Source organism: Curtobacterium sp. B8, from assembly GCF_000333315.1.
Taxonomy (GTDB): Bacteria; Actinomycetota; Actinomycetes; order Actinomycetales; family Microbacteriaceae; genus Curtobacterium; species Curtobacterium luteum.
Map to the genome: position 1 here is coordinate 1 of NZ_BACW01000621.1, position 975 is coordinate 975.

General features: G+C 70.7%; 1 protein-coding gene and 1 pseudogene. Both read left to right on the plus strand.

What is annotated here, in order from left to right; genetic code table 11:
• Positions 1 to 373: pseudogene (locus I59_RS20315) on the plus strand (multidrug DMT transporter permease); the annotation flags it as partial.
• Between the two features lie 100 nt (positions 374 to 473).
• Positions 474 to 950, plus strand: coding sequence for a glycosyltransferase (locus I59_RS16745; RefSeq protein ID WP_022904856.1), 477 nt, complete (start codon positions 474 to 476; stop codon positions 948 to 950).
• Positions 951 to 975: the final 25 nt, after the last annotated feature.

A 975-nucleotide genomic window follows, 5' to 3' on the forward strand; every position in this document is an offset into this window, starting at 1 on the left:
GCACGCGCTGTACTACATCGTCGGGGCCGGGGTGCTCTACGGCTTCGTCGCGACGCTCGCGAAGGTCGTGCTGAACCGCCTGCTCAACGGGACGTTCGACTGGCTGACCGTCGTGGCGATCGTCGGCGTGGTCGTCGCGGCGTCGCTCGGCGGGTACTTCGTGCAGAACGCCTACTCGAGCGGCTCGGCCGACCTCGTCATCGCCGGGCTCACCGTGATCGACCCGATCGTCGCGGTCGGCATCGGCGTGATCGTCCTCGACGAGGCCACGGGCGCGCCGGTCGGGGCGGTGCTCGGCTTCGTCGTGGCGGCGGCGATCGCGATCACCGGGGTGTTCCTCCTCGCCAAGCACCACCCGCAGTCGCGCTCCTGAGCCGCCGGTTCCTCAGCCGCGAGGCGGACGCCCGACGCGGAGCGTGTGCGGTAGCGTTCCAGTCCGACCGGACACCGCCCACGAGAGGACATCACCCCACGTGTCAGCAGATGCCACCACCGCCACCGCCTCGTCGACGGGTGCGACGGGCGAACGCCGACCGCTGCGGGTCCTCATCGCCGCGGACACCTTCCCGCCGGACGTCAACGGCGCCGCGACCTTCGCCGAACAGCTCGCGGTCGGCCTCGCCGAGCGCGGCCACGAGGTCCACGTCGTCGCCCCGGCCTTCTCCAGGCACCACGGCAGCTTCGAGGAGGAGCACCGCGGCGTGCAACTCGTCGTGCACCGCCTGAAGTCCTACAAGTGGCCGACCCACGCGTGGCTCCGGTTCGTCTGGCCGTGGAGCGTCCGGAAGCTCACCGCGCCGATCTTCGACGCCGTCCGGCCCGACGTGGTCCACATCCAGTCCCACATCGTGGTCGGACGCGGTGTCGCCCGCGAGGCACACGACCGCGGCATCCGGGTCGTGGCGACGAACCACTTCATGCCGGAGAACTGCTCGACTACGTGCCGCTGAGCAAGTGGATCATCCCGACCGCGAT